The sequence below is a fragment of the Actinacidiphila sp. bgisy160 genome (genome assembly GCF_057707815.1).
The window spans coordinates 21,562-41,352 of record NZ_JBYIQW010000014.1; the positions used below are offsets into that span (position 1 = coordinate 21,562).

Consider the following 19,791-nt stretch of genomic DNA (forward strand, 5'->3'; position numbering starts at 1 on the left):
GATGTGACGAGGCGACGAAGATCACACCTTGCGGATGACGCACCGGCCCCTCGGCCCTCCCCGCGACCGCCCCCGACGACGCGGCGTCAGCCGGGTACGGCCTGCCCGGCACCGACGAGGCCGCCGGAAAGGTCCGCCTCCTCGGACGCCGCCACGCGCGAACCCTCGGCCGCCCACAGCCGCAGCCGTGCGTCGTGCAGCCAATACGCGGCGATTACTGGCGAGACATCCATGATGTCCGCTATCTCCTGAGAGCCGAGGCCCTCGACAGCCGCGAGGTACACGGCGAACCGCTGCTCCTTCGGCAGCGCGAGGAGCGCGGCCCGCGCCTCCGGCTCAGGCAGCAGCACGAACTCGTCCAGCGCGGACACCCGCAGCCCCTCCGGGAACCGCGACTCCGGCGGCAGCACGCACACGTCGGGGTGCGGGCCGATGAACGCGCCGGCCAGGAGGTCGTAGAGCCAGACCCGGTGGTCGATGCCGTCGAGGAGGCGCGGGAACGCGGCGTACGCCCGGGTGAACACCTCCAGGACGAGCTCCTCCGCCTCGGCCGGGTCACCCGTGACGCCCGAGGCGGCCCGGTACACGACGTCGAGGTGGGTCAGCACGTCACGCTCGAAACGGGCCTCGTGCCCGATCGGGCCGCTCGCGGAGCCAGCGGCCGGGGGCACCGGGCCGCCGGCGGCCGACCGGGTCTGCGGCGCGCGGGCGGTCCTGCGATGACGGCCGCCCCCGAGGACCGCGCCGCTCCCCCGCCCGTACGCGTCACCGTCGGCGCGCCCGCCCCGGTGCCGGCCACTGCCCGGGCCGGACACCGCGTACCGGGCCGCGGTGGAGGACTGGGCGTTCGTCAGCGACTGATGCATGTGCGTCTCTTTCCGTGAGGGCTTGCGGGTCGGTCCGTCGTGCGGGCGGGGTCGCCACACCGCATCGCGGCCCTGCTATTTGCTTCGCGCAGCAAATATATATCCTTCGCGAAGCAAGTAAACTGGGGGCATGCAAGATGCCGCACACCGCCCGGAAACCGCCTCGGAGCTGCCCCCTCCCCTCAATGCGGACGAGGAAGTCCTCATGCGGTCCCTCAGCCGCGTCATCTACGCCCTGCCCCGCGCGCTGGACGCCGACATGGCCCGCGAGCAACGGCTCCCGCTCATCGAGTACCAGGCGCTGATGAACCTCTCGGAGGCTCCGGGCCGGCAGTCACGGATGAGCGACCTCGCCACCGCCTGCGAGATGTCGCTCAGCGGCATGACGAGCGTGGTGCAGCGGCTGGAAGGCCAGGGATTCGTACGGCGGGTCAAGTGCCCGCGGGACGGCCGGGCCTGGAACGCCGTCCTCACCGACGCCGGGCTGGCCCGCCTGGAGGAGGCCTGGCCGACCCACCTGGCCTCCATCCGCCGCCACTTCCTGGACCACCTCGCGGGTCTCGACCTCCATGCGCTCGGCGTCGCGCTGCGCGACGTCGCCACCTGACCCCGCCTCTTTCCCGTGGTCAGGGCCGCCCCGACGGGCCCGTGCCACCGCGATCGCACGGCGGGCCCGATCTCGCGCCGTCCCGTCGCGGACGTGCATACTCTGGCCCTGCGGGCGCGCCGGCACCCGCGAGGACCGGGAGGTACGCGATGGTGTCGACGTCGGGGACGGAATCCCGGAGGGTCACGATCCATGACGTCGCCCGGTCCGCCGGAGTGTCCCGGCAGACCGTGTCGCGGGCGCTCAACGACAAGGACGAGATCGACGGCGCCACCAAGCAGCGGGTGCTCGACGCCGCCCGCGAGCTCGGTTACCGGCCGAGCCGCTTCGCCCGCGGCCTGGTCCGGCAGGACACCACGACGATCGGGTTGGTCATCCCCGACCTGCTCAACCCGTTCTTCACCGAGGTCGCCGCGGCCGCGCTCGAGGCGGCGCGGGCGCGCGGCTGGCACGTCGTCGTCTACGACACCGCGGACAGGGCCGAGGAGGAGTTCGGCACACTACAGGTGATCGCCTCGCAAGTGGACGCGGTCGTCGGCTACTTCAGCTGCTCCGAGCACGACCTCGAACGCTTCACCCGCGGACTGCCCGTGGTGCTCATCGGCCGCGAGCACCACACGGGGCGGTTCAGCTCGATCCGCATCGACGGCGAGCAGGGCGTGCGCGCCGCGGTGGCACACCTGGTCGCCGTCGGCCACCGGCACATCGGCATGCTCGACCACGACCGCCGCGCCGAGCCGAGCGTCCGGCGCGAGTGGTTCGCGGCGGCCGCGGCGGCCCACGGCGTCGACGCGGGCCAGGTGGTGGGGGCCGCCCAGTCGGCCGACGGCGGCGGGACGGCGCTCAGGAAGTTGCTCGCCGCCCATCCCGACGTCACCGCGGTCTTCACCTTCAACGACATCATCGCGATCGGCGCCCTGCGCGAGGCCCGCCGGCTGGGCAGGAGCGTCCCCGAGGACCTCGCCGTGGTCGGCTTCGACGGACTGCAGCTCGGCACGCTCCTGGAGCCCCCGCTGTCCAGTGTCGCGCTCGACACGCGCCGGCTCGGCGCGCTCGCCATCGACCAGGTCGCACGGCTGCTGACCGGTCTCGAACCGCTGGGTGCCGACGACCTGGTCGTGCGGGCCGAGCTGCGGCTGAGCGGCTCCGCTTAGCCTGCCGGACTCGTGTGCCCGCGAAGTCTTGACACTTGAAGGCACCGGAGCGCACACTTCCGAACAATTCCCAATGCCCCGTGAGCGTTCACGTGAACGCTCACGTGAACGCTCACGGGGGCGGAACAAGTGGGTTTGCCCTCCCTTGCGACGGCGTTCGGCGCACCCGCCGGGACCGTCAACTCCCCGTCCCTTCTCACCAGCACGTCCCGCCTGAGGTGTCAACGTCGACCCGCCTAGCGACCTCGCTAGTCGTCCTCCGGAACGGAAACCATGAGCAGCACAGTCACGCGCATCCGCCTCGCCGCCGTCGCCGCGGCAGCCAGCATCGCCGTACTCGCCGGATGCTCATCGCCGGCTCCTTCGGGTAACAGCGCGTCAGCGGACTCCTGCGCGCCCGCGAAGGGCAAAGTCACCCTCCAGTACTGGAACACCGTTCCCGGCATGGACGAAGTCGTCGCGCTGTGGAACAAGAAGAACCCGAACATCCAGGTCGAGACGAAGAACATCTCCAACGACCAGTACGGCACCATCGGCAACGCCCTCAAGGCGGGCAAGGCGCCGGACCTCGCCCAGGTCGGCTACGACGAGCTGCCCAACCTGCGCAGCCAGGACGCCTTCGCGGACGCCTCGGCCTGCAAGGCGGCCACCGGCGCCAAGTCGGCCTTCGTGCCGTGGACCTGGTCGCAGGCCAGCTTCGGCGGCACCGGGGTGTTCGCCATCCCGCAGGACACCGGCCCGATGGCCCTGTACGTGCGCAGCGACATCTTCCGGAAGCACGGCCTGGAGGTCCCCAGGACCTGGGACGAGTACGCGACCGAGGCGCAGAAGCTGCACGACGCGGACCCCAAGCTCAGCATGACCTTCTTCGACCCGAACAACGCCGAGTGGTTCAACGGGCTCCTCTGGCAGAACAACGCCCAGATGTACTCCTACTCCGGTGACAAGTGGCACGTCACCGTCGAGTCCGAGCAGAGCAAGCAGGTCGCCCAGTACTGGCAGAAGCTGATCGACGCCAAGCTGGTGCGGACCGACCTCGCCCACGGCTCGACCCAGATGTACACGGCCTACCAGAAGGACCAGATCGCCACGTACGTCGGCGCCGCCTGGGGCTACAGCATGTTCCGCGACAACCTGCCCAAGCAGGCCGGCAAGTGGTCGATCGTGCCGATGCCGACCTGGGGTTCGAGCGCCGCGTCCGGTGACTGGGGCGGCTCCACCGTCGCCTTCATGAAGGGCGGCAAGCACCTGTACGAGTCGGTGAAGTTCAACACCTGGCTGAACACCGACCCGGAGGCCCTCGCGCTGGAGAACAAGCTGGGCGGCCTGTACCCGGCGGCCACCGCCGGTCTGGCGCTCCCCGCGCTCTCGCAGGGTGTGCCGTACTACGACAACGAGAAGATCTTCGACGTCTTCGCGGACTCGTCCAAGAACATCGACACCGGTTTCACCTGGGGCCCGACCCAGAAGACGGTGAACCTGGCGCTCCAGGACGCGATGGCCAAGGCGACCGCCGGTGACGGAACCGTCGCCGGCGCGCTGACCGCCGCCCAGGACGCCGCGCTGAAGTCCATGAGGGACCAGGCGATCCCGGCCACGGCGGGCAAGTGACCGCGGCATGACCGACCTCGCGACCCGCGCGCCGCGCGTGGTGGCGACCACCGGGGGCCGCCGTCGCCATAACGGCGGCGGCCCCCGGGCGGGCACCATCGCCGCGTTCGTGACCCCGTTCTTCCTGCCGTTCGTCCTCTTCTACCTCGTGCCGATCGGCTACGCCCTCTGGCAGAGCCTGCTCGTCGTGCGCCGCACCGGCGGCCAGTACGGCACGTCGTACACGACCTTCGGCGGTCTGGAGCAGTACACACAGGTCTTCCAGAACGCCGAGTTCTGGGGCAGCATCGGGCGCATCGGGCTGTTCGGCATCGTGCAGGTGCCGGTGATGCTCTTCGTCGCGCTCGTCATGGCACTGCTGCTCGACACCCCCCTGCTGAGGCTCAAGTCGTTCTTCCGCATCGCGGCGTTCATGCCGTACGCCGTGCCCGGGGTCATCGCCGCGATCATGTGGTCGTACCTCTACTCGCCGCAGCTCAGCCCGGTCGTCGACCTGCTCAAGGGCGTCGGCCTCCAGCCCGACTTCCTCGGCCCGGGCGCCGTGCTGTGGTCGACGGCGAACGTGTCGACCTGGCTCTGGACCGGCTACAACATGCTGATCATGTTCTCGGCACTGCAGTCGATCCCCCAGGAGCTCTACGAGGCGGCCAAGCTCGACGGCGCAGGCAACTGGACCATCGCCTGGCGGATCAAGGTGCCGATCATCGCCCCGTCGGTCGTCCTGACCACGGTCTTCTCCATCATCGGCACCCTGCAGCTGTACGCCGAGCCGGCGGTGCTGCGGCAGATCTCCTCGAACATCTCGAGCACCTTCACCCCGAACATGCTCGCGTACACGGTGGCCTCCGGGAACAACTACCAGCAGGCGGCGGCGATCTCCGTGGTCATCGCCGTCATCACCTTCGTCTTGAGCTTCGGGTTCATGCGACTGACCTCGAAGAAGGCGGGACTGTGAGCGACCGAGCCCCCGTCCGCGAGAGCCGGATCAGCCGCACCGCCGCCACGGCCCTGATGTTCCTGCTGGCGGTCTACTTCCTGCTGCCGGTCTACTTCCTGGTCGTCGCGGCGACCAAGCCGCAGGGCGACCTCGCCTCCACCAACGGCCTGGCGTTCTCGCACTTCGACCTGTTCGGCAACCTCGGCACCCTCTTCACGCGCAGCGACGGCATCTTCGGGCGCTGGGCGCTGAACAGCGTGCTGTACGCCGTCCTGGGCGCGGCCGTCGGCACCCTGATCTCGGCGCTGTGCGGCTACGCGCTCGCCAAGTTCGCCTTCCGGGGACGGGAGTTCCTCTTCTCCGTCATCCTCGGCGGCATCCTCGTACCCACCACCGCGCTCGCGCTGCCGCTGTTCCTGCTGTTCTCGGCGACCGGGCTCGTCAACACCTACCTCGCGGTGTTCCTGCCCAGCATCGTCAGCCCGTTCGGCGTCTACCTGGCCCGGATCTTCGCCGCGTCCGCCGTCCCCCAGGAGATCCTGGAGTCGGCGCGGCTGGACGGGGCCGGGGAGTTCCGGACGTTCTTCTCGGTGGCGTTCAAGCTGATGACGCCGTCGCTGGTGACGATCTTCCTGTTCCAGTTCGTCGCCATCTGGAACAACTTCTTCCTGCCGATGGTGATGCTGCAGAAGGAGTCGCTCTTCCCGATCACCCTCGGCCTGTACCAGTGGAACGGCCAGACCGCCCGCGCCCCACTCCTCCAGGAGTCGGTGGTCACCGGTTCGCTGGTCTCGATCGTGCCCGTGATCATCGTGTTCATCCTCCTGCAGCGGTTCTGGCGCACCGGACTGGCCGCCGGCTCGCTGCGCTAGCCCCGCCCACCGCGCCCCGCTTCCCCCTTCTCCCTCCCCCCCCGCCGCCCCGTCCCGCACAGAAGGTCCCGTTCCCATGCCCGATTCCGCTGTCTTCGTGCCCCACTTCCACTGGGACCGGGAATGGTACGAGCCCTTCCAGGTGTTCCGGCACCGGCTCGTCACCGCCCTGGACACCGTGCTGGAGACGGCCGAGACGAACCCGGACTTCCGTTTCACCGTCGACGGGCAGATGGCCGCGGTCGAGGACTACCTGCAGATGCGGCCGGAGAACCGCGAGCGCGTCACGACACTGGTCGCCGAGGGCCGGCTCGCGATCGGGCCGTGGCTGATCCTGCTCGACGAGTTCCTCTGCTCGGGCGAGACCATCGTCCGCAACCTGCGGATGGGGTGGGCGGCCGCGGCGGAACTGGGCGGCTCGATGCCCATCGGCTACCTCCCGGACATGTTCGGCCACGTCGCCCAGATGCCGCAGATCCTGGCCCGCGCCGGCATCGAGCACGCGGCGCTGTGGCGCGGGGTGCCCGGCTCCGTCGAGGGCCACGCCTTCCGCTGGCGCGCCCCGGACGGCTCCGAGGTGCGCACCGAGTTCCTCTTCGACGGCTACGACAACGGCCTGGACGTGCTGCTGGTGCCCGACCAGATCGAGCGCGCGCTGGGCGAGTACGCGCAGATGACGGCCGGGCGCTGGGGCGACGACCCGGTGCTCGCGATGGCGGGCACCGACCACAGCGCGCCCGACCCGCGGCTCGCCGAGTGGCTGCGGCAGGCCTCGGGCGAGCAGCGCCCCATCACCATCGCCACGCTCGACGAGTACATCAGGAAACACGTGCGCGACGAGGTCCAGGCGGTCGTCACCGGCGAACTGCGCAGCCATGTGCGCGGCAACATCCTCCCTGGCGTGCTCTCGGTACGGCGCGGGCTCAAGCGCCGGATGGCCGTCGCCGAGCGCACCGTCGACCACGCCGAGCGGATGAACGCGCTGTGGTCGGGACGGGACGAGTCGCCGTTCCTCTCGCTCGCGTGGCACAAGATCATCGAGTCGAGCGCCCACGACTCGGTCGTCGGCTCCGGTACGGACGAGACCGCCGACCAGGTCGAGGCGCGGCTCGCCGAGGCCGCGCACGCCGCGCGCGCGGTGCGGGACGCGGCCCTGGCCGGACCCGCCGCCCGCGTGCCGAGCGACGGCCATCTGGTCGCCAACCCGCTGGCGGTCCCTCGCACGACGCTGGTGGAGGTCGACGTCGTCGCCCCGCCCGCGGGGACCGTCCTGGTCGCCACCGCGGCCGACGGCTCGGCGCACCCCGTACAGCTGGTCGCGCAGGCGCCGACCGTGCTCAGCGACGAGCGCATGGACGCCTCGCAGCTCGAGCGTGTGCTGCGCCGCATCCACCGGCGCGAGCTGTTCGGCCGTCAGATCGACCACTACGAGCTCACGGCGGGGTCGCTCGTCTTCCACCTCGCCGAGGTGCCCTCCAGCGGGCCGTTCGACCTGCTGATCCTGCGCCGCGAGGTGGCCGCCGCGGCCGCCGCGCACCCGGGTGAGTGGCGGGTCCTGACCCTGGAGGAGGCCCGGGCCACCGCGCTGGTGCCCGTCGCCGTCCCCGCCTCCGGTCTCGCGAGCTTCAAGGTGGCGCCTGCCGGGCGGGCGGCCGCGCCGGGGACCGCCTTCACTCCGGCGACGGCGACGGCCGGGACGCTGTCGAACGGACTGGTCGAGGTCGTGGTCGGCGCCGACGGCACCCTGGAGCTGACCGGGGCGGACGGCACCGTGCTGCGCGGGGTCGGCCGTCTCGTCGACGGCGGTGACCGCGGCGACAGTTACAACTACGGCCCTCCGGCCCGCGATCTGCTCGTCTCGGAGCCGGTCGAGGTCACCGTCGAGCTCCTCGAGAACGGCCCGCTGCGGTCGAGGGTGCGCATCACCCGTGTGTACGCGTGGCCGGCCGCGCTCTCCCCCGACCGCGACGTGCGCGACGGCCGGACCGTGCCGACGCCGGTGGAGACCCTGGTGGAACTGCGCGCGGGCGAGCCGTTCGCGCGCGTCACGACGTCGTTCCTGAACCAGGCCGCCGACCACCGGCTGCGCTTCCACGTCCCGCTCCCCCGGCCGGCGGCCGTTTCGGCGTCGGCCGGGCAGTTCGCCGTCACCGAGCGCGGGCTGACCGCCGAGGGCGGCTGGGGCGAGTACCCGATCCCGACCTTCCCCGCGAGCACCTTCGTGTCGGCCGGCGCGGCCACCGTGCTGCTCGACCACGCCACCGAATACGAACTCACCGGCGAGGGCGCCGAACTCGCCGTGACCCTCCTGCGCGCGATCGGCTCGATCAGCGTCAACATCCACCCGCTCCGCGACGAGCCGGCGGCGAGCGAGATCCCGGCGCCGGGGGCGCAGGACCTCGGGGTGCGCGTCGAGAACCGGTTCGCGATCGTGCCCTCGGCGACCGGCTGGCAGGCCGCGGACGCGGTCGCCCTCGCCGAGGAGTTCCGCAACGACGTGCTGGTCATCCGGGGTACCGCGCCCGCCGGCGGTCAGCTGCCCCCCGACACCGCCGGCGTGCGGGTCGACGGCACGGACGTCTTCGTCTCGGCCGTCCGCCGCGTCACCGGTGACGACCTCGCGGGCGGCACCGAGGTGCGGCTGGTGGCGATGAGCGACACCGGCGTGACCGCCCGCGTCACCGGCGCGTTCACCCAGGTGACCACGGTCGACCTGCTCGGCCGGCCGCTGGCCGCCGAACCCTCGGAGGGCGGACTCGAACTCGCCCTCGGCCCCTGGGAGATCCGGACGATCGTGCTCCGCTAGCCGCGATCGCGGCCGCGAGCGTGACCGCATCCCGGATCCCCCTTCGCTACCAAGAAAGAGTCGTGACCTCTTGCCCTCCGAGCTCTCCGCGTATGTTTCGGACACCATCCCAGGGCGTGGCGCGCTGCGCCCGGCGCGCTCGTGGCTGCACTCCGACGCCCCTTCCCGCACGCTCGACGGACAGTGGCGGTTCCGTCTGTCGCCGACCGCGACGGCGGCGGAGGACTTCGCGGCCGAAGAATTCGACGACGGCGGCTGGGACAGCATCCCCGTGCCCTCCCACTGGGTGCTCCAGGGGGACGGGGTCTACGGCCGCCCGATCTACACCAACATCCAGTACCCCTTCCCCATCGACCCGCCTCATGTGCCGGACGAGAACCCGACCGGCGACTACCGACGCCACTTCGAGCTGCCCGCCGGGTGGACGGAGGCCGAGCGCGTCGTGCTGCGGTTCGACGGGGTCGAGTCGCTCTTCAAGGTCTGGGTGAACGGCGACGAGATCGGCAGCGCCTCCGGCAGCAGGCTCGCCCACGAGTTCGACGTGACCACTTCCGTGCGCCCGGGCGACAACGTGGTCGCCGTACGGGTGCACCAGTGGTCGGCTGCGAGCTACCTCGAGGACCAGGACCAGTGGTGGCTGCCGGGCATCTTCCGCGACGTCACCCTGATCGCGCGGCCGGCCGGCGGCATCGACGACGTCTGGCTGCGCAGCGGGTTCGAGAACGGGCGCGGGCGGATCGACCCGGAGATCACCGCGGAGCCGGCGGCCTTCCCTGTCACCCTCCGCATGCCCGAACTCGGCGTCGAACGGGTCTGGGCCTCCCCCGCCGAGGTGGCCCCGTTCGAGGTCGACGGCGTGCAGCCCTGGTCGGCCGAGGTCCCGCGGCTGTACGAGGTCACGGTGGCGTCGGCCGCGGAGACCGTCACGGTGCGGACCGGCTTCCGCACCGTCGAGATCCGCGGCGACCGCTTCCTGGTCAACGGCCGCCGTGTCGTCTTCCACGGGATGAACCGCCACGAGACCCATCCCGAGCGCGGCCGTGTCTTCGACGAGGCGCACGCGCGCGAGGACCTGGCCCTGATGAAGCGGTTCAACGTCAACGCGATCCGCACCAGCCACTACCCGCCGCACCCGCGGCTGCTCGACCTCGCCGACGAACTCGGTTTCTGGGTCGTGCTCGAGTGCGACCTGGAGACGCACGGCTTCGACAAGGACGGCAGCTGGGCCGGCAACCCCAGCGACGACCCGGCGTGGCGCGATGCGTACCTGGACCGTGTCCGCCGCACCGTCGAACGGGACAAGAACCACCCCAGCGTCGTGCTCTGGTCGCTCGGCAACGAGGCGGGCACCGGCGCCAACCTCGCCGCGATGTCCGCCTGGGTCCACGCCCGCGACGCGGGACGCCCCGTGCACTACGAGGGCGACCACACCGGCGAGTACACGGACGTCTACTCGCGCATGTACGCGTCGGTGCCGGAGACCGAGCAGATCGGAACCGACGGCTCGCGCGCTCCCCTGATGAACTGCACCCCCGCGCAGGGCGCACGGCAGCGCACCAAACCGTTCCTGCTGTGCGAGTACGCCCACGCGATGGGCAACGGGCCCGGCGCCCTCGACCAGTACGAGGAGCTGGTGCACCGGCACCCGCGGCTGCACGGCGGCTTCGTCTGGGAATGGCGCGACCACGGCATCCGGGCGACGGCCCCGGACGGCACCCCCTACTACGCCTACGGCGGCGACTTCGGGGAGACCGTGCACGACGGCAATTTCGTGATGGACGGCATGGTGCTCAGCGACGGCGTCCCGACCCCCGGCCTCCACGAGTTCAAGGCGGTCGTACAACCGCTCCGCTTCACCTTCGACGAAGCCGGCGGCGGGAGCGGCGCCGGCGGCACCGTGGAGATCACCAATCTGCGGCACTCGGCGGACACCTCCGACCTGCGCTTCCGCTGGCGCGTCGAGCACGACGGGTCTCCGGTGGACTCCGGGGACCTGGAGGTGCCCGTCGTCGCGGCCGGCGGCTCGGCGCGTGTGCCGCTGCCGCGGATCACGGTGTCGCCGGAGTCGGAGACGTGGCTGACCCTGGACGCGGTCCTGGCGTCCGGCACCGCGTGGGCGGGCGAGGGCCATGTGGTCGCGACCGCCCAGCTGGACCGTTCCAGCCGACGTGCCGTGCCCGCCGTACGGCTTCCCGCCGACTGGCGGCGGAGCGACGGGACGCTGACGCTCGGCATCGCCGAGTTCGCCGGCGGGGCGCTGGTGCGTCTCGCCGGGCGCGCCGTGGCGGGACCACGGCTGGAGCTCTTCCGTGCCCCGACCGACAACGACGAGGGCACCTCGGGGGTGGCCGAGGAGAGCGACGCGCACGTCCCCGGGGTCTCCAACGCCGAGCTGTGGCGGCGCGACGGCCTGGACCGGCTGACCTCACGGCTGCTGTCGGTGGAGACCGCCGCGGACGCCCTGCGGACCGTCGCCAGGGTCTCCGCCGCCGACTCCGCTTCCTCGGTGACCATGGAGACGGTCTGGTCCCTGCAGGGGGGCGAACTCGAACTGCGGGTGGAGATCCAGCCGTCGGGCGGCTGGACGACGGTGTGGCCGCGGATCGGCATCCGTTTCGACCTGCCCGACGGCGGCGCCCCCGTCGACGGCGCGAAGTGGTTCGGCCTCGGCCCGCACGAGTCCTACCCCGACAGCCTGCGCGCGGCGCGCACGGGCCGCTTCTCCGCGAGCGTCGACGACCTCTGCGTCGACTACGCGCGCCCCCAGGAGACCGGGCACCGCTCCGGACTGCGACGGCTGGAACTGACCAGTGGCAAAGCCGGTGTGCTGCGTTTCGTGACCGTCCCGGACGGGCGGGGCCGCCTCCCCGGCTTCACGCTCAGCCGTCACACACCGCAGCAGGTCGCCCGGGCGGCGCACCCCTTCGAGCTCCCGGAGTCGGCGACGAGTCACCTCTTCGTCGACGCGGCCCAGCACGGCCTCGGCTCCCGGGCGTGCGGACCCGACGTGTGGCCCGACTTCGCGCTGCGCCCGCAGGCCCGGACGATCAGGCTCCGCATCTCGGCGGGCTGAAGTGCCCCGGCAGAAGACCGCGGTGAGCGGTAGGTGCGACCCGTCCATGGCTCGTTCGGCATGGACGGAAGCCGCCCGGACGGCGCCCTGGGCGCGGCAGGCGTGAGGCGGGGTTCGCCTCCGTCTCGGGCAGGTTCAGGCCGGTCCGCAGCGATCAAGTGCGGCGCGAAGCTGCCGGAGCCCTTCCGCTCTCCAGTGGTCCCGGTCCGGCATCAGGTCGTCCCGGCGCCAGCGCCAGGCCGAGAACATCGCCCAGTTCAGGGCGCGACACCGGTGGATCAGTTCGTGGTCCGCCCCCGCGTAGCGCTCTCCCACTCCTTCGGGGGCATGGGCGAGATCGAACTCGACCGGCCCGCGGCAGCACGTGGCGAGGTCCACGAACAGCGGACCTCTCCGCGTGCCGAGGACATTGCCCGGATGCGGCTCGCCATGCAGCAGCTGCTCGCCCGCCCTGCCGGCGCCGACCGCGGCGCCCAGACCGGCCAGTGTGTCGCGCAGGAGTACCCGGTCGGCACCGGGCAGCTCAGGGGATCGCTCCCGGTCGTTCACTTCTCCCAGCGCCACGACCACTCGATCGGTGACGTGCGGTGCGTCCAGGTCGATCCGGCGCAGGGCAGCATGGAGCCGCATGAACGCGTCCGTGTAGTCGGCCGGCGCGATCTGCGATCCCACTGGCTCGTAGTACGTCCAGAGCGAGATGGCGAAGCCATCACGCACACGGACGCGGGGGTCGACGACCCTGGGGTCCAGCTCGGCCACCGGAGCGTCGACGTCGGCGAGGAGTCGGGCGACCGTCACTTCGAACTCCGAGTCGGCCAGATGCCCCGGGGGCGCGACCCTGGCCAGAACACCGCAAGGGACGAGGTGCAGCGCGACCCGGTCCGAGTCGTGGATGACGACCACGTCCTCGACCCGCAGGCCCAGTTCCGAAGCGGTCGCCCGCGCCGCCTCCACTGCGCGGCGGAGTTGCGATGGCTCCATGACGTCCTTTCTCGTTGCCGGGCACACATACGCCCGGGAGCCGTCGAGCGGTCCGGAGAAGGGCCCCTCGCGTCTCGACAGGAGATCCTTCTCCACTTCGGCAAGCCCGGGCAACGTCTTTGTACCGGCCTTGAGCGTGGGGCGCCGGGTGCAGGCGGCCGGCCGACGGCGAGGAGGTCGACCTGCCGAGGGCGGAACTCGCGACGCAGCCGGCCTTCCGGGACAGCACGGCGCGCGGCTTGTCCGTACGGTGGCTCCGGCAGCCTGCCCAATCGGCTCAGCGCCTCCCGCAGCGCCGGGCCGGAACGCGCGCCCTCACCTACCTCCTCGGGAGTGAGTTCCCGGGCCGGCACCTTCGCGGCACGCTCGCCCGGCCCCTCCGCCAGGCTCCGGGCCAGCACCAGCGGGCTCGTCGCCGTCCCGCTGCCGACGAGGAACCGCTCGCCCGCGGCGGCCGGTTCGGTCATGGCCCGCAGATGGGCCTGCGCCACGTCCCGCACGTCGGCCACGTCGAAGGACTGCGGCAGGTATTGCTGCGGCGCGCCCCTCGGCGACCACCCCATCGGGTTCGCCGACGCGGTCGAGGCCCTCACCGGCGCGGGTGACCCCGGAACGCTGCTGGTCGTACGGGAGTTGCGGCTGCCGCGCGTCGGGTGCGAGCAGCAGGTGCAGGAAGTACGGCGTGCCGATGACGGCGCTCATGAGGCCCGCGCCGAGGCTGGGCGGGGGGCGATGGCGGTACGCCACAGGAGGTCCGCGGCGCCCTCACCTTAGGCAAGGTTAGGCTAACCTTCCTTAATGGCCAAGACTCCGCGGCTCATGCCGCAGAACCCCAGGATGTTCCGCGCCGAGGTCGTCAGGACCGATCGGGTCACCCGCTCCCTGCACCGAGTGACCGTCACGGGCCCGGACCTCGCCGATTTCCCATGGATGGGCTACGACCACTGGTTCCGCCTCTTCATGCAGCTCCCCCACCAGGACACCCTGCGGCTGCCGGAGTTCTCCGGGGGGCGGTGGTGGCAGGCCTACCTCGCCATCCCCACGGCCGAGCGCCCGCACTGCTCGAACTACACCGTCGCCGCGTTCCGCCCCGAACCGGCCGAAATGGACATCGAGTTCGTCGTGCACCGCTCCCCGGACGGCGAACTCGAGGGCCGCGCCGCGCGATGGGCCTGCGGCGCCCGGCCCGGCGAGGCGCTGGCGCTCCTCGACCAGGGCGTGATGTTCGACTGCCCGGAGGACGCCTCCGAGGTCCTCGTCGTGGCCGACGAGAGCGGGATGCCCGCCGCCACGGGCATCCTGCGGTCCCTCCCCCGCGACACCGTGGGCCGGCTGATCCAGGAGATCCCCACCCCCGACGACCGGCGCGAGCTCGCCGCCCCCGCCGGGATGGCCGTCACCTGGGTCGTGCGCGACGATCCGCACGCCGTCCCCGGCTCCGCCGCGCTCGCCGAACTGCGCGGCCACACCCCGGCGGACGCCTCCGGATACGCCTTCGTCGTCGGCGAGCAGAGCCTCGCCACCAAGGGGCGCCGGCACCTGCACCGCGCCGGCCTCCCCAAGGACCGCATCACCTTCTCCGGCTTCTGGCGGCACGAGGCACGCCACGACGACGCCTGACCGCCGGCGCGGTACGGGCGGCGCGGCACGGGCGGCACCGCCTCGGACCCACCAGCGAGGGGCAGTTCACGCACGGACGGCGCACAAAGCCGGCCATTGAGCCCTGTACGCGCTCCCGGCCCTACGGGGAGAATTCCCAGCACAAGCGATCATGCGACCGGCACGCTCGCCGTCCGGCCGCCCACTCCCGGAAGGCGGGTCGACTGCCGTGCTGCTGCATCTGCCCACGTCCGTGCCCGAAGCACAGGGGTTCATGGCCCAGGGAGCGGTGCCCGTCGGAGGGGCGACGCTCGTGTGGGCCACCTGGCAGCGCGACGGGTTCCCCGCCCTGGCCATGTCGCTGCGCCACCTGCCGGAGGCCAACGCGATCGAACGCGAGGCGCTGGGCGCCGCGGTGGTGCTGAACCGGATCGACGACCGGGTCCCGGAGGTGCTGCGACGGGCGGCGGCCGGCGTGGGCACCGGCGCCGTGCGGCGGACGGCCACCGTCGGCGGCAACCTCGTCGGCAGCACCCTGCGCTGCCTGCTGCCCGCCGCGCTCGTCCTCGATTCCCGCGCGATCACGCTGGCGCCGGACCGGACCCACGAGACCGATCTGGCCGAGGCCGTGGCCAAGCAGCACCTCCTGCTCGGCATCCGCTGGCGGGTGCCGCTGGTGAGCGCGTACGAGAAGCTGCCCGGCGAGGCGGGCGGGCCGCCACCCCTCGTCGTCGCCGCCGCGGTGCACGCCGCCGACGGCGGACGCCGCCTGCGCGTGGCCGTCCGCGACGGCTACGAAGTGCTGCGCGGGACCGTTTCGTTCGACGAAGGCACCGGGGCGGTCCTACGCGCGCTGGAGGAGACGGACCTCGCCGCGCTCGCCCCCACGGCCTGGGACGTGGTGCGCAGGCACGTCACCGGACTCGCCGGACGCCTCCCCGGTTCCTGAGCCAGCTCGGCCGACGCGAACTGCCCCGCCGCATCGGGTATGCCCGGGCGTCCCCGGTTGTTGATGTGTGCGAGGGCTCGTGCCGCACCCCCCGGCGCGAGGTCTCGCCCATCCCCACAGGATCGGAAGAGGCGAGAGAAGAGATGGCTGACACGCCGGAAGAGCAGCGGCGCGGGACCCCGTTCGGCCAGGTCCGGAGCGGTCCGGAACCGGCGCGGATGTGCCTGATCACGCCCGACGGCGTCACCACGGTCGAGTTCGCCCTGGAGCCCTCGATCGGCCTCCGGTGCGCCCGCGCGGAAGGCGCCGCGGCGCTGGCGCTGAACCGGTGGCTCCATGACTCGGATCACGCACGGTACTGCGAACTCCAGGTCGCGTTCCTGCAGTTCGAGTACAACCCCGGTCACGAGTCCTTCGCCGCCGACGAGGTCCGGGCGCTGCGCGCCCTGCTCGGGGAACAGCGGGGCACCGCACGGTGGAACGACGCCCTGGCGAGCCTGCTCGCCAGGCTGGAGGCCTGCGAGGCGGAGCTTTGACCGCCGGAGGGTGAGGCCGGCCGGCAGGCACGGTCACCCGGCGGCCGCCACGACCGCCTCGCGGTGCCGCTCCCGCCGGCCGCTTCGTCGCCCCTCCCCGGATTGCGGATGCTCGCGGGCGTGATGACCCACGCCTGCCTCGGGGCGTTCGAAGGGCTTCCACCGGGTCAGCTTGATGAGGTCCCGGGTCGTCCATGAGAACGTCGCACAGCGCGTCGCGTATCGCCGCTGCCCGGCGCGCGGGGTCAGGGCCGGATCAGGTCCATGCGTCCCTGGATCGAGAGGGCCGGCCTCACCCGCCCGCTGACGAAGTCGCTTTCCGGCGTGTCCCGGCCCCGCGATACCGGTCGGTCGATGCGGAAGAGCTCGAGTGGCCGTGCGTGGGTTGTCATGTGTGCCTCGTGGGTGCGTCACGCCGGTGGAGAGCGAGGGTCCAGGTGTGGACGGTGTACGTGGTGGGGCGGCCCGGCCCGGGTTCGGCGACGACCGCGGTGAGACGGTCGCCGTCGAGGCGCAGCTCGCTGATGAGGCCCGACGTGTTGTCGGCGGCGACCGGCAGCAGTTCGGCGAGGACGGTGCCGGCCAGGCTGCGGTCGACGGCGCGGAGCACCCCGGCGTCGAGCACCAGGATCGTGCCGTCCTCCAGCACCACCGGACGCGGCACCACCGGGTGGGTGAGCCGCGGACCCCGCTCGATCACGCCCCCGGGCAGCAGCCGGACGACGCGGCTCCCGGTGGGGTGCCTCCGGTCGGCCTCGACGACACGGACGCCGGTGCCGACCACGTAGTGGCCGTAGCTGCGCCAGGAGTCCACGGTGGCGCCGTCGCGGTCGTACTCCCAGGTGTCGAAGAAGTCGTAGCCCTCCAGGCCGAGCAGGAAGCGTCCGCCGCGCAGCGCGGCGCCGCGCTCCCCGCGCAGTTCCGCGATCAGGGTGCCGTCCGCCAGGTCGAGCAGGAGGGCCGGGCCGAGGAACCCCCAGGGCGTGTACTGCAGGGAGTCCGTGGTGACCAGCACCCTGCCCCCGGAGACGTGGGCGGCGTTGGGACGGCCGTCGAAGGCGTGGGTCCAGCGCGTCCGGCCCGAGGCGTCGGCGCAGCTGATCTCCCCGGTCGCCCCCTGGATGCGCAGGTCGTCCCGGCGCGCCAGCGGCCGCCCATCGGGCCGCTGCGGGTACGGCGGCCGGCCCACCGCACTGTGACGGTCCACCACGGCGACGCGCCACGGGCCGGGGTCCGCCCCCTCGGCGCGCCCGTTTCCCTCGGGTATCGGCATGGGCGTGATGCTAGCCGCTGCGCGGCGCCCGCCGGCCGACGGGATCACCCGCGTCCTCCGGGAGCCTCGCGCGCCTCACGTGCGGGACCGGCAACGCACGGTGTTCGTCATCCGCAGGACACGTGACGCCGGTCCAGGGTTGCAGGGGCCCTACGGGCCGCATCCCGGCGCAGGGCGGCCACGGTGCGGCGCACCCGGCCGGCGGGCAGCCGCTGCCTGCGTCTTTGACCGCGATTTGCCGCCGGGGGCACTGGTGCGGGACCACTCCGGGGATTCAGGATGATCCTCATGCCCGACTCCACTGCATTCCACGACCTGGCGGCGTTCCTCGCGCTGCCCCGCGTCTCCTCGCTCGCGCTGTCGCCCGACGGGACCCGCCTGGTGACGGCGATTCAGGAACTGTCCGCCGACCGCACCCGGTTCATCGGTGCCCTGTGGGAGGTGGACCCGGCCGGGGAGCGCCCGGCCCGGCGGCTCACCCGCTCGGGGCGCGGCGAGTCCGCACCCCGGTTCCTGCCCGACGGCACCTTGCTCTTCCTGTCCTCGCGTCCGGTGGCCGACCCCGCTGAGGGCGAGGACGACCGGCAGGAGGCGGCGCTGTGGAGCCTGCCGGCGGGCGGCGGGGAGGCCGCGCGACTGCTGGCCAGGGCCGGCGGGATCGACGAGTACACCACGGCCACCGGATCCTCCCGGATCGCCTTCGGAGCCTCCCTGCTGCCCGGCGCGGCGGACGCGGAGCAGGACGAGCGGCTGCGCGAGGCCCGCCGGAAGGCCAAGGTCTCGGCGATCCTGCACGAGTCGGTGCCGGTGCGGTACTGGGACCACGACCTGGGCCCAGGGGTCCCGCACATGTTCACCGTCGCGGACGCCGCCGCGCAGGAGCCCGCTGCCGTGGACTGCGGCGCGCGCCGCGCCGCCTTCGCCGAGGGTGTCGCCCTCTCCCCCGACGGCTCGCTGGTCGCGTACGCGACAGCCGTGGGCACGCTCCCCGACGAGCTCCGCGGCGTGGTCGTCGTCGCGGACGCCGAGACGGGCAAACCGCTGCGGATGCTGGAGGACCCCGACGCGGAGTTCGGCGCCCCGGCGTTCACCCCGGACGGCCGGGACGTGGTGTGCGCCCGCCGGCGGCGGGTCACCTGGGACGCCCCCGGTGACGTCACTTTGTGGCTGGCGAGCGCAACGGACGACCGGGACGCGGGGCGCGACCTGCTGCCCGGTTTCGACCAGTGGCCGGGCGCACCGGTCGTCTCCCCGGTACCCGGTCAGGACGGGGCCCCGGTGGTGTACTTCGCCGCCGACGAGGGCGGCCACGGACCGGTCTTCCGGCTCTCCACCGGCAGCGGTGAGCTGGTCGCGCTGACCGCGTCCGGTACGTACTCGGACGTGGTGGTGAGCCCGGACGGCGGCACCGTGTACGCGTTGCGCTCCGCGGTGGACAGCCCTCCGCTCCCGGTGCGCCTCGACGCCGCGACGGCCGGGCAGCAGCCCGTTTCCCTGCCCTGTCCCGGGCAGGACACGGCTCTGCCGGGCAGCCTCACCGAGGTGCACACCACCGCTGAGGACGGGACGGCGCTGCGGGCGTGGCTGGTGCTGCCGGACGGCGCGGGCGCCGACACCCCGGCGCCCCTGCTGCTGTGGGTCCACGGCGGCCCACAGACCAGCTGGAACGCCTGGCACTGGCGCTGGAGCCCGTGGGTCGCGGCCGCCGCCGGTTACGCGGTCCTGCTTCCGGACCCGGCGCTGTCCACCGGCTACGGCCGGCACATGCACGAGCGCGGCTGGGCGCACTGGGGCGGCGCGCCGTACGACGATGTGATGGCGCTGACCGACGCCGCGCTGCTGCGGGACGACCTGGACGGCGATCGCACCGCGATGATGGGCGGCTCCTACGGCGGCTACATGGCCAACTGGATCGCCACCCGCACGGACCGCTTCAAGGCGATCGTCACCCACGCGAGCCTGTGGAACATGTACAGCTTCGCGCAGGTCACCGACTTCCCGGCCTACTGGATGCGGCGGCAGGGCGACCCGCTGGTCAGCACCGAGCGGTACGAGCGCGAGTCCCCGCACCTGCGGGCCGCCAAGATCACCACGCCGATGCTGGTGATCCACGGCGACAAGGACTACCGGGTGCCGATCGGCGAGGGCCTCGCGCTCTGGAACGACCTGGTGCGGTTCGAGGTCCCGGCGAAGTTCCTGTACTTCCCCGACGAGGGGCACTGGATCCTCAAGCCCAACAACGTCCGCCTGTGGTACGCCACGGTGCTGGGCTTCCTGGCGCACCATGTGCGGGGCGAGGAGTGGCGGCGTCCCGACCTGGTCTGACGCCGCCTGATCCCACCCGCGCCGCCGGGGCCGGTCCGGACCGTGCCCCGGCGGCGCGGGTGGGACCGCCGGCTCGGGCCGCCGCGTCCCCGCGCGACCGCCCCTGACGTGACGGCCTCTCCGCCGCGGGTTTGACGTGCCTTCACGCCCGCCGCACCGGGTTGCGGCGGGCATCCGCGAACCCAGCCGGCCCGAAAGTCAC

Annotated in this window: 15 protein-coding genes; 12 read left to right on the forward strand and 3 right to left on the reverse strand. The window is 72.5% G+C overall.

Annotated elements, in window-relative coordinates; all coding sequences use genetic code 11:
* Positions 1-86: 86 nt before the first annotated feature.
* Positions 87-866, reverse strand: a complete 780-nt coding sequence (locus AC3EUJ_RS14300; RefSeq protein ID WP_431961567.1) for an RNA polymerase sigma factor — start codon at positions 864-866, stop codon at positions 87-89.
* Between the two features lie 130 nt (positions 867-996).
* Between AC3EUJ_RS14300 and AC3EUJ_RS14305 the strand changes: the two genes are divergently transcribed.
* The 7 genes from AC3EUJ_RS14305 (at position 997) to AC3EUJ_RS14335 (ending at position 11,926) form a co-directional block, all read left to right on the forward strand.
* Positions 997-1,473: a MarR family winged helix-turn-helix transcriptional regulator gene (locus tag AC3EUJ_RS14305; protein ID WP_431961568.1), complete on the forward strand. Its 477-nt coding sequence runs from the start codon at positions 997-999 to the stop codon at positions 1,471-1,473.
* Positions 1,474-1,622: 149 nt separating this feature from the next.
* Positions 1,623-2,627, forward strand: coding sequence for a LacI family DNA-binding transcriptional regulator (locus AC3EUJ_RS14310; RefSeq protein ID WP_431961569.1), 1,005 nt, complete (start codon positions 1,623-1,625; stop codon positions 2,625-2,627).
* A gap of 273 nt (positions 2,628-2,900) precedes the next feature.
* Positions 2,901-4,238, forward strand: a complete 1,338-nt coding sequence (locus tag AC3EUJ_RS14315) for an ABC transporter substrate-binding protein (RefSeq protein ID WP_431961570.1) — start codon at positions 2,901-2,903, stop codon at positions 4,236-4,238.
* 7 nt (positions 4,239-4,245) lie between these two features.
* On the forward strand, positions 4,246-5,193 hold the full coding sequence (locus AC3EUJ_RS14320; RefSeq protein WP_431961571.1) for a carbohydrate ABC transporter permease: 948 nt from the start codon (positions 4,246-4,248) through the stop codon (positions 5,191-5,193).
* Positions 5,194-5,249: 56 nt separating this feature from the next.
* Positions 5,250-6,047: a carbohydrate ABC transporter permease gene (locus AC3EUJ_RS14325; RefSeq protein WP_431961664.1), complete on the forward strand. Its 798-nt coding sequence runs from the start codon at positions 5,250-5,252 to the stop codon at positions 6,045-6,047.
* A 76-nt stretch (positions 6,048-6,123) separates the two neighbouring features.
* Positions 6,124-8,853, forward strand: a complete 2,730-nt coding sequence (locus tag AC3EUJ_RS14330) for a glycoside hydrolase family 38 N-terminal domain-containing protein (protein ID WP_431961572.1) — start codon at positions 6,124-6,126, stop codon at positions 8,851-8,853.
* A gap of 70 nt (positions 8,854-8,923) precedes the next feature.
* Entirely contained in the window at positions 8,924-11,926 is a 3,003-nt protein-coding gene (locus tag AC3EUJ_RS14335) for a glycoside hydrolase family 2 TIM barrel-domain containing protein (protein WP_431961573.1), read from the forward strand.
* Positions 11,927-12,061: 135 nt separating this feature from the next.
* On the opposite strand, the gene AC3EUJ_RS14340 is transcribed toward AC3EUJ_RS14335, so the two are convergent.
* A complete protein-coding gene (locus AC3EUJ_RS14340) occupies positions 12,062-12,907 on the reverse strand; it encodes a phosphotransferase (protein WP_431961574.1) in 846 nt (281 codons plus the stop codon).
* Positions 12,908-13,240: 333 nt separating this feature from the next.
* On the opposite strand from AC3EUJ_RS14340, the gene AC3EUJ_RS14345 reads away from it, so the two are divergent.
* From AC3EUJ_RS14345 to AC3EUJ_RS14360, 4 genes are all read left to right on the forward strand, one after another.
* On the forward strand, positions 13,241-13,681 hold the full coding sequence (locus tag AC3EUJ_RS14345) for a hypothetical protein (RefSeq protein ID WP_431961575.1): 441 nt from the start codon (positions 13,241-13,243) through the stop codon (positions 13,679-13,681).
* Positions 13,682-13,705: 24 nt separating this feature from the next.
* On the forward strand, positions 13,706-14,527 hold the full coding sequence (locus tag AC3EUJ_RS14350; protein WP_431961576.1) for a siderophore-interacting protein: 822 nt from the start codon (positions 13,706-13,708) through the stop codon (positions 14,525-14,527).
* A gap of 208 nt (positions 14,528-14,735) precedes the next feature.
* The gene (locus tag AC3EUJ_RS14355) at positions 14,736-15,455 is read left to right on the forward strand and encodes an FAD binding domain-containing protein (protein ID WP_431961577.1); all 720 of its coding nucleotides are present in this window, start codon (positions 14,736-14,738) and stop codon (positions 15,453-15,455) included.
* Positions 15,456-15,598: 143 nt separating this feature from the next.
* Positions 15,599-15,991, forward strand: coding sequence for a hypothetical protein (locus AC3EUJ_RS14360; protein ID WP_431961578.1), 393 nt, complete (start codon positions 15,599-15,601; stop codon positions 15,989-15,991).
* 388 nt (positions 15,992-16,379) lie between these two features.
* Here the strand turns inward: AC3EUJ_RS14360 and AC3EUJ_RS14365 are convergent, their stop codons facing one another.
* A complete protein-coding gene (locus AC3EUJ_RS14365; RefSeq protein ID WP_431961579.1) occupies positions 16,380-17,264 on the reverse strand; it encodes a hypothetical protein in 885 nt (294 codons plus the stop codon).
* Between the two features lie 288 nt (positions 17,265-17,552).
* Here AC3EUJ_RS14365 and AC3EUJ_RS14370 point away from each other — a divergent pair, with 288 nt between their 5' ends.
* Positions 17,553-19,589, forward strand: coding sequence for a S9 family peptidase (locus AC3EUJ_RS14370; protein WP_431961580.1), 2,037 nt, complete (start codon positions 17,553-17,555; stop codon positions 19,587-19,589).
* Positions 19,590-19,791 lie beyond the last annotated feature (202 nt).

Excerpts from the sequence above, each read along its gene's own strand:
- AC3EUJ_RS14300 (WP_431961567.1), bottom strand. The coding sequence starts at position 866 with ATGCATCAGTCGCTGACGAACGCCCAGTCCTCCACCGCGGCCCGGTAC.
- AC3EUJ_RS14305 (WP_431961568.1), top strand. The coding sequence starts at position 997 with ATGCAAGATGCCGCACACCGCCCGGAAACCGCCTCGGAGCTGCCCCCT.
- AC3EUJ_RS14310 (WP_431961569.1), top strand. The coding sequence starts at position 1,623 with ATGGTGTCGACGTCGGGGACGGAATCCCGGAGGGTCACGATCCATGAC.
- AC3EUJ_RS14315 (WP_431961570.1), top strand. The coding sequence starts at position 2,901 with ATGAGCAGCACAGTCACGCGCATCCGCCTCGCCGCCGTCGCCGCGGCA.
- AC3EUJ_RS14320 (WP_431961571.1), top strand. The coding sequence starts at position 4,246 with ATGACCGACCTCGCGACCCGCGCGCCGCGCGTGGTGGCGACCACCGGG.
- AC3EUJ_RS14325 (WP_431961664.1), top strand. The coding sequence starts at position 5,250 with ATGTTCCTGCTGGCGGTCTACTTCCTGCTGCCGGTCTACTTCCTGGTC.
- AC3EUJ_RS14330 (WP_431961572.1), top strand. The coding sequence starts at position 6,124 with ATGCCCGATTCCGCTGTCTTCGTGCCCCACTTCCACTGGGACCGGGAA.
- AC3EUJ_RS14340 (WP_431961574.1), bottom strand. The coding sequence starts at position 12,907 with ATGGAGCCATCGCAACTCCGCCGCGCAGTGGAGGCGGCGCGGGCGACC.
- AC3EUJ_RS14350 (WP_431961576.1), top strand. The coding sequence starts at position 13,706 with ATGGCCAAGACTCCGCGGCTCATGCCGCAGAACCCCAGGATGTTCCGC.
- AC3EUJ_RS14360 (WP_431961578.1), top strand. The coding sequence starts at position 15,599 with ATGGCTGACACGCCGGAAGAGCAGCGGCGCGGGACCCCGTTCGGCCAG.
- AC3EUJ_RS14365 (WP_431961579.1), bottom strand. The coding sequence starts at position 17,264 with ATGCCGATACCCGAGGGAAACGGGCGCGCCGAGGGGGCGGACCCCGGC.
- AC3EUJ_RS14370 (WP_431961580.1), top strand. The coding sequence starts at position 17,553 with ATGCCCGACTCCACTGCATTCCACGACCTGGCGGCGTTCCTCGCGCTG.